5 protein-coding genes are annotated in these 9,055 nt (G+C 45.0%); all 5 read left to right on the forward strand.

The window, feature by feature from the left end; all coding sequences use genetic code 11:
- Positions 1-92 precede the first annotated feature (92 nt).
- Positions 93-4,919, forward strand: coding sequence for a hypothetical protein (locus AAB400_04865; GenBank protein MEK7649209.1), 4,827 nt, complete (start codon positions 93-95; stop codon positions 4,917-4,919).
- 39 nt (positions 4,920-4,958) lie between these two features.
- Positions 4,959-5,207 (forward strand): type II toxin-antitoxin system HicB family antitoxin, encoded by a 249-nt coding sequence (locus AAB400_04870; GenBank protein ID MEK7649210.1) that lies wholly within the window; start codon positions 4,959-4,961, stop codon positions 5,205-5,207.
- A gap of 2 nt (positions 5,208-5,209) precedes the next feature.
- Positions 5,210-5,437, forward strand: coding sequence for a type II toxin-antitoxin system HicA family toxin (locus AAB400_04875; protein ID MEK7649211.1), 228 nt, complete (start codon positions 5,210-5,212; stop codon positions 5,435-5,437).
- A gap of 79 nt (positions 5,438-5,516) precedes the next feature.
- Entirely contained in the window at positions 5,517-8,456 is a 2,940-nt protein-coding gene (locus AAB400_04880) for a hypothetical protein (GenBank protein ID MEK7649212.1), read from the forward strand.
- 3 nt (positions 8,457-8,459) lie between these two features.
- Positions 8,460-9,055: hypothetical protein (locus AAB400_04885; GenBank protein ID MEK7649213.1), on the forward strand; the 596-nt coding region annotated here is incomplete at its 3' end.

Consider the following 9,055-nt stretch of genomic DNA (forward strand, 5'->3'; position numbering starts at 1 on the left):
TTGTTTATGCAACAGAAAGTGCGGACTGTATCCAATATCGCAGGACTGCAGATGGGCCGAATTCATCGAACCGCTACTACTTGAGCAAGTCCATGAGCAAGGTCTGTTCGTCCGCTTCCAATGGCTGTCGTGAATACCATGCTTCACAAGCGGGAAACCTAACTGCTCTGCCACCGGATACGTTTACCGACAAAACAACAGGCAAATGGAAGCCAGGACCTGATGATGCGGCAAATCTTACTATGAGCGCGACAACTGAAGGAGAAACGCTTGGGGATACGAGCTTAAAAGCGGTAAATAGTGATACAACAAAGCAATCCATCACTCTTCAAAAACCCGTTGCCATTCGTTCAGGATCGGTAATACTTGGTTTTGCAATCAAGGGTCCGGCAGGCTCAACACTCTCACATCGTTTTGTCGATTCGGCTGAAAGCGCAGCTGCAGCACTTGCCGTGGAACAAACAGCGCAGACAGGTGGTTCCACAGAAGCTACGAATATTCTCAATGGTTCATGGCAGTATTTCCAGTTTGCCCTCTCTAATGTTGTAGTTCCCGAACGCTCTTCCCCCCATGTTCGCATTACACTTGAAAATACTACCGCAAATCTTAACCAGTTGTATCTTGACGATGTTACAATCCGCCAGTCAGACGGCATTCTGTATGCAATCAAAGACTCATGGCATGGCAGAGCTCCCGCCCAGTGCTATACAGCCAAGACAGGAAGTACAACAGAAAAAGATTGGGATATTGGCGTGGCTGATGCCCTATCCTGTCAGACGTATACGGATAAGGACGGTGTTCGCTCAACATTCCAGCGTTTTACCGGGCTCTGTCCCAAAGAGATGATAGGCTGTTCACAATTCTTGCGCGCCGATGCATCCGGCAATCCCGTTTCGCTTGTGGATGATCCGAAAAAATATTGCAAACAAGAATTTAATAAGTGCACTGCCTACGGTATTCCTCAGCTAAATGCAAAACAACAGGCCGTTGGCTACCGTACGGCATATTACACCGTTACTTCCAGTGAGATCAGTGAGACAGATCCGGATTACAAGAGAGGAATGTGTAAGCCTTCGGAAGCAGAATGTCAAGAATATGCCACAAAGTATAGTACTGAGTATTTCAAAAACCCCGGCGTGAATGTTGCCCGATGGAGGCCGGCAAAACCATCAGAAAAAGAACAGTACTCTGATGGCGTATGGTATACCATGACGTGTGGAATAAGTGCAGATGACGCAACCGATCCAACCAAATGCTTATCCGATGCGCAGTGTTCGGACGGAAAGAAATGTATTCATGAAGTTCGCCTTCCCTACACTGATCTCAGTCTTGCGCGCCTCTGCCCCGCAGCTCAAAACACCTGCTCGAAAGTGGTCGATCCCGAATGCCGCCAATCTGACCCGCTAGCTTCTACGTATCTAACACTCCGTACGAATTATGGGCGCATGGCAGGTGAATCCGGCGTTACATGCCAGCGCGAGTACCACTACCTCGATGATATCTACGCAGCTACCGGTCAGTGCACAGGCAGTATCAATCCGGAAGCCGGTTGTCTGCTTTTCAAGTCCGATTATCTGCGGGATCAAAAAGCTCCTGCAAAATACAATACTGACACCATCTATAGGACCGGAGCTAATGTTGCGCTTTCTGCTGCTACAGCGACTGGGACGCTCGATGCGAATGCGCTTGTAAAGGTAAAACTCGATCGTGCATGCAAGACATGGCTTGGCTGTTCGGATGAACTTATAGATAACGAGGGTCATAGGCAGTGCATTGCGCGCCGTCCCTGCATTGAACTCGATGATAATGGCGAATGTGCAAACTTTGTGGATATCGACCCGGTGCCTGGGAATGCATATAACAAAGTGACGACTATGCCGGAGCTCAAAGGAGTCTTTGACATTGCAACGGATACAAAATTTTCTGCTCTATCCGGACTATCACGTCCTAAGTTTACATTTAGAAATGGCACTTCACCGAATCCTTCCGGAGCAACGAGTGTAACGCCGCATGATGGCTATTTTGATTGGTCCGGCAGTTCTACGAGCGGTAAGGTTACTATTAAAGTTGCGCAGGCAGTAGCAGGGTCTCAAGCAACCAATGATGTCAGTACAACATGCCGATCGGTCCCACAAAAAGATGCGCCAACAGAATCCAAACTAGCACCTAGTGGAGCTGATCTTCCTGTATTCAATCAATGCAACTATGAGCGTGATGGCAATAGCTATATCGGGCTTGAAGGCTTCTGTTTGGAAAATTATGCAAAACCGGGATTCGAAAAATACTGCCTCAACTGGTACCCGACCGACAAGCCCCAGGGCGTTGCCCAGCTAGATCTGAGTCCGACAGGATCGGGCGTAAAAGCATACGCCCTCGATACCAAAATCCAGAACTACTGTATTGCGACTGCAACAAAGACAACATTCCAACTGCCTGCATCAGAATGGAGATATAATAGTACGACAGAACTCGTGACTGCTGCAAGTTTGAATATGACTAATGTTGAAACCCGCGTCCCAGCCGGGACAGATAACCCCCTAGGGTCAAATAGTCTCGATCCGGAACCTGAAGACGAAGTGCTTTCATTTGAGCTGAAAGTGAATAAGAATGGGAGTAATATATGTGCGCCCTATGGTGTTGATGCGACAAAGCCGTTCTTGTGTGGATTGGATCCAAGCAAATCTTGCTCAGCCATGGGAGGAGCAAGTAGTGAATGTGTAGTTACAAGTGCAAACTATTGCAAAATAAGCGCAACTCTAAATACGTGTACAAGTACCGATGCAGGCGGAGCGCATACTGCGTGCACTACTAATGATATTGGCGGTTATTCGCTATGCTCTGATTCAACAACACAAAAAGCATATACAAATGAATGTAGTGGCACACAAGCTGTTAACCCTCCTAACGGGCAATATCCTTGGAGCTCCCAGTGTGGCTTTAACATTTATGATGTAGGAGATTGCGGTTATGCGCAGCACCCTGGTTATTGCGGCTATCCAAGTGCTGGAAAAAGCTGGTGGAAATCGTGTTCGTCAGGTAGTCCCTGTTCTAGCACGTCTTGGCATCTTGGCAGTTGCGTAAAGACATATACCTGTGATGATAGACCTGCAAGTTCAACAGTAGTCTCTGATAACTGTACCCAGTGGTCAGGCTCAGGAAGTAATAGAGGATTTTCTATTTCTAGAGGTACCTGTGCTGTGAATAGTTCTTGCGGAAATCAAAGCATCAGCTGTTCGCAGCACGGAACCGGAAGCCCCGTTACCGTCACAGCAGGCGACGGAACTGTAGCTAGATACTTCTCATTTATACCGGGTTCAGTCCCCACAAAGGATGTGTATAAGGATGATATTAAGGGGTACTATATTGCGATGAAGAATAATATCTGGGAATATCTCTGGCCAGGAGGCACTCCATCTACGTTTGCCAGCTTAGATTCTGCCGATTGGAATTGTGATGCTTCTACTCCTACGGCTCCTACGGCAAATTGTTATAGGACTGGTAAGAATCTGGCTAAGGTTGATTATACCCGCGGCATGGATTTGGATACAGAATCCACTCTCTCAATATATTCTTTAGATGGCATTACAGAAAAGTTCCCACCCTGTGCAGAGAAACCATGGATGAAGATTATTCCGGTGTATAATTCGTCCAATAAACTCCTTGGTTTTAAGGGTGCACTCTGTGGTAAGGTGAACGATACAGATAAATGGTTTAAGTTCAAAATCCGCATCGACTTGAAGCATTCCTATACCTACACTCGCGTTGAAACGCGGAGAGTGCGACAAGAGAAAAATTTCTGCGCTGAATTCGCCGAAGGGATAAAAAGAGATGGTGAAAATGCACGTGCAATCCCAGTGGGAAGAATTCCCGGAGCAGGCTGGACAGCGCGAGGGCTTACTATTGTACCAAGTTTGAAAGCAGGCGTTTTTGGAAGTGCAGATGGCCAAAAGGGCGCGGATTATTATGTGCGGCGGACCTATACGGCTACTCGCAAAGAAGATGTCGCAATGGATAATGCTGGATCGCTTCAGGCGGCATCAGCAAGTGATTCCTATTCTGTACCCTATGCTGTTACATCATCAGAGATTGAACTTTCAAGCAATGCATCCGATGGTCATTTCTTAGCAATCAATAATATACGCACCCAACAGAGAATCGCGCGCCTCTACACTATTTATCAGCTTGGTTTTACAACAAACGACACTGTTTCTGCGCCAACATCATACGCGGTTGTATCTGGTGATGGGCGGATTGCAAGCTATTGGAGTGAATCACAGCGTATAGCTGGGCCAGAATACCCCCATATCAGTCGCGGCGTGTGCAGTAACAATCAAAATAAAATATGTACCGCAAATGACCAGTGCGGAGAAGGAATCAAATGTTCAGTTCCTACGGAAAATACCTTTAACTTTGTCATACCTCGCGAATCGTCAAATCAGCAGCAAGCAACCCTGTCTTTCTATGGATGGGCAGGAGGATCGCAAGAGCCATTGCGTCGCTTAAGCATTAGCTGGGGAGATAAAAAGGTTTGCAGCAATAATCAAAGTGGAATTTGTGCAACCGATAGTCAATGTGGTAGCGGGAATACATGCAGTGTCCCAGTGTGGACGGACTGGGTAAACACAGTTCCCGATGGAGATAATAAGGATGGTTTTGAAGGACACAATCCAAACTTTGCTAGTCAGACAAATGCGTTCAGGTTTACCCATACGTATTCCCGTTCATTTTGGTCGGGGCACAAGGGAGTGGTAAACAGTATCCCTGTCTGCGTTGCAATCCAAGACAATTGGTACACACTCAATGAAGTGTGTCGAAAGTACTACCTTAGTGGTGACGGCTTTGTTGCAAACGATGGTGACTGGTACACTTCATCGCAGCGTAGGGTATGGGATGGCAGCGGAGCAAAGCCAACGCCGTAGGATTGACCACTAGTGTGTGCAGTGGTAGTATGGAGATATATGAAAAGAAAAGCAGTAAGAAAAATTCACAGGTTTGTTGATCAATATCCAGTTGTTGTTTATAAGGACGTCATAAAGGGATATTGGGTTTCCTGTCCTGTTTTTCAGGGTTGTTATAGCCAGGGCGAAACGATTGACGAAGCGTTAGAGGGTATTCGTGAAGCGATTGTGCTTTGTAAAGATGATTTATCAGAAAAAGCTACACATTATAGTGGAAAAAATATAAGCCTCCATTTTGTACAAGCGTAAATATGGGGATTTTGCGCGGTATTTCCGGACGTGAAGCTATCAAAAGATTTTCTAAACTTGGTTATGTAGTAGTCGGTCAAAACGGTAGTCATGTACGACTTCGGCATAGCATTAATTCCATACAACATCGTTCACTTACTATTCCAATGAAGAAAGAGTTGAAAATCGGACTTCTTCATCAACTCATTCAAGATGCGGGCAGTAATGTTAAGGACTTTTTAGAACTCTAGGAAATAGAAGTTATACACCTTTTAAAAGGCGTTTTTGTGCTATACTGATGATGTAAAGCTTGTAGTTATATCCACAGAAATGAGCCTTCGAATCGGGAAGCCAAATAAGCTCATCATAACTACACTCCTTTTTGCTATTGGAGTGGGAGTTTTTGTTTTTGTGCTGCATGGCGCGAATGTGTTTGCACAAGGTTTTGATATCGGCCAAGCATTGCGTACGGCAATCGGAACGGTGCTAGAATCAACAATCAACCTTCTGACGCGAGGTATTGGATTTATCATGTTTAAGATGGTTGCTCTTCTTGTGCTTGTAGGGCAGTACAATGATTTTATCAATGCTCCTGCTGTTACAAAGGGGTGGGTGCTTGCTCGGGATGTCATGAACATGTTTTTTGTCATTGTGCTTTTGGTCATTGCAATCGGCACGATTTTACAGAAAAAAGACCTTGCGTACCAGGCAATGCTGCCCCGCCTCATCATTACTGCCATTGTCATTAATTTTTCCAAAACAATCTGCGGGCTCCTCATCGATGCATCACAGATTTTTATGCTGACATTCTTTGGCGCTATTGCAAGCGCTTCGGGAGCAAATTTTGCCGTGTTAGCCGGTATCCCAAGTATTTTTTCAAAAGGTGCAGCCGGAGCATGCGGAGTTGATGCGCTAGGAGGAGCAGTTCAAGATATATTTACTTCACTGTTCTCATTTATTTGGGCGCTGGTGATGATCGTTATAGCTACGATTGTCATTGGAGCCCTTCTCATCATGCTTGTCGTTCGCATCGTTACTCTTTGGTTTTTGGTCATTCTGTCCCCGGTAGCTTTCTTCTTTATTGGTTTAAAACAGATAGATACTCAGGGAATCGGAAAGACATGGTCGAATGAGTTCATGAAACAGATTTTCTTCGGCCCTGCCGTAGGATTTTTCCTCTGGCTTTCACTGGCTGTCACGCAGGATGAGGCATACAAGGATTCCGGGACATCGGCAACGGGCGGAGATATTCGGAAATCAAGCATGGTTGGAGCGCTTGGACCAACATTTAAAACGCAACTGGCAGGAGTAACGATACAAACCGGTGTGGATGCAAATTGTTCAGAGACGAGCTCGATGGGTACCGGCGGAATCATGAGTACGTTGATTGGTATGGGACTTCTGATCGGCACGCTTGTTGTCGCCGGCCAGACGAGCAACAAAGCCGGCAACGCTGTGAGCGGCTTTGCCATGGGCGTGATCAAAGGCGACAAGATGAAGTTCACCCCGTGGGCAATGGCAAAACAAGGCGTCAAAGAACAGATGGGCCGAACAAGCGAAGCTCTCCAGTCAAAACAAAATCTTGGCTTAAGTAAAGTAATTAATTTTGCAAGGAAGAAAGCGGGCATGCAACCCATCGAGACGCGCGCAGGGGCTAAGCATGCCGATTATGAAGCAAAAAAGAAAGAGGAAGAAACAAGTATTTCCAAAAAAGCAGGTAAGTTTAATGAACTTACTACCTCAGAGCGTGAGGCCCGTGCGAATAGGACAGCGGGCATTCCCCATGTCAAATCGCTTGAAGCAGAAAGAGATAAAGCGCAAAGAGATAGTGCTGCTGCGAGAGCGAGTGGGGGTATCATGGGCAACAGGAAAGCAGATATTCTTGACAAGGAGGTTACTCGTTTGAATGAGGAGATTTTGAAGGCTCGCCATAAAGATCCTCAAGCGATAAAGGAACAACGTGATCGGGCAATCGAACGCGGTGATCTACCAGAGGCTGGTCGCTTGGATGTGGCGCTTAACGAGGCAATAGCAGATGCGCGTAAGACAAAGCCGCAAAACGGACAGGATCTTGCCACTCTTGTCGAGATGATGCTGAAAAACAAAGAACTTGATGCAACAAATGTTAACCATCAAGAAATGGTTAATAAGGTTTTGGAATATCGCAAGGATGATCCGAAGGGATTGCAAGCATTTAATGATGAATTAATGAAAGAGAATCCGAGAATGTATCTTGAGACGACACTCAGTGATTTGAAGTCGACGGATCCGGAAAAGAAGCAAAAAGCTGATGAAAAGTTTGTCGAAATGGAGAAGTTGGGCAAGCTCGATGCAGCAAAAGTCCGTGGCAAGAGAACGGCACAGGAGACGCGAGACGCTCTTGATGATACCTCCGTTTCTGATATGGAGAAACTGAAACTCATGCAGACTATGGCCGAACGCGGTGAACTTCGTGAGGGGGATCTTTCTAAAGTAAAAGGCGTGGATGAATTGATGAAGACCCAAGGTATGTTGGATCAGCGGAAGGCGTTCCGAGAAAATCTCCAGAAAACAAATTCAAAACTTCATTTCGAAGTTGCATACAATAAACAAGTTCCAGATACTCGACCGGGGGCAGCTCCCAATGCCATGATGAATATAATGGAGAAAGAAAATTTTGAACAAATGTTAAATGATTATAAAGCAGGAAAATATGATCCTGCGACCTTGACAAAAGAGCAAAGCGATTTAATGGATGGTAATGCTGATTTTAACACAGCTTTGAAAGATATTCTTAATGTAAAACAAAGAGAACAATTCTTGACTAAAGCACATGAAGCAAATGAAAATAATGTAACGAGCACAATACAGACAAGCTTTAAACTTGATATAGCGAATGCGCCCGATGAAAAATCAAAGCATTTACTTATAGCCAAACTTGCAAAAATGCAAAAATCATTGGTTATGACAGATGCAGGTGGTATGAAAACACTGCCAGATACGAATACTATCAAAACTCTCATAAGTACTGGACATCTCAAAATGAGTGATCTTTCGAAGATGGATTTGACTGGCGTTGCAGATGCGGAAAAGGAAAAATTATTTAGATACTTTGCGACGCTTTCCGAGCAACAACTCGCAAACCTCTCAGAATCAAGTGAGAAAGTTGCTACGGAGACACTGCAGTGGATGAGAACACCAAGAGTTATTGATCCAACCCAGCCAGCAGTTGATTTTACGGCTAAGCTTGATAAATACCGCAGAGGAAAGTTGGCGCATCTCAATTTTTAGTATATGGAATACCAATTCATACGAGAATTACCACAACTCATACAGGATAGAATATATCTTGAAGAGCATACAGCTTTTTTAGATGGACTTTTTGCGAGCGGCATTCTTCCTTCAGATAAGAGTGGCAATGTGCACGACATTCTAAATGCGATTCTTCTGAGGCAGGAAAGTGCAGATAATCTTTCAAAACTTCTCATGACAAAAATTGGCATGACTCAAGAGAATGCGGAGCGGGCAGGCGCTGAATTATGGCGCGGTTATCTTGTATGCTTTCAAGATTATCTTGGTAAAATAGGCCACCCAGAATTGGAGGGTCCACAGAAAGACGAGCAGGAAAAATTCATACACTCCTTGTTTGGGCTGCACAGACAACTGCAAGATGTTATCGCACCAGTTCTTTATGAGCTTGATCTGTCGGAAAGTGATCAGCAATGTAAAAATGATCTTATTGATATTCTAGTTGCATTAGCTGCCAAGAAAGCCTCTGACGGAGAATTAAAAACGCATATTGATGAAGCGCTGCTTAAATACGAGATCAGTGAGATTTCTGCCGATAACGTATTTGATAGATTTTCAGAATTTATAAAGAACGAATTTAC

The organism is Patescibacteria group bacterium (genome assembly GCA_038065255.1).
In the GTDB taxonomy this organism is placed as follows: Bacteria; Patescibacteriota; Patescibacteriia; order JACQRZ01; family JACQRZ01; genus JBBTRI01.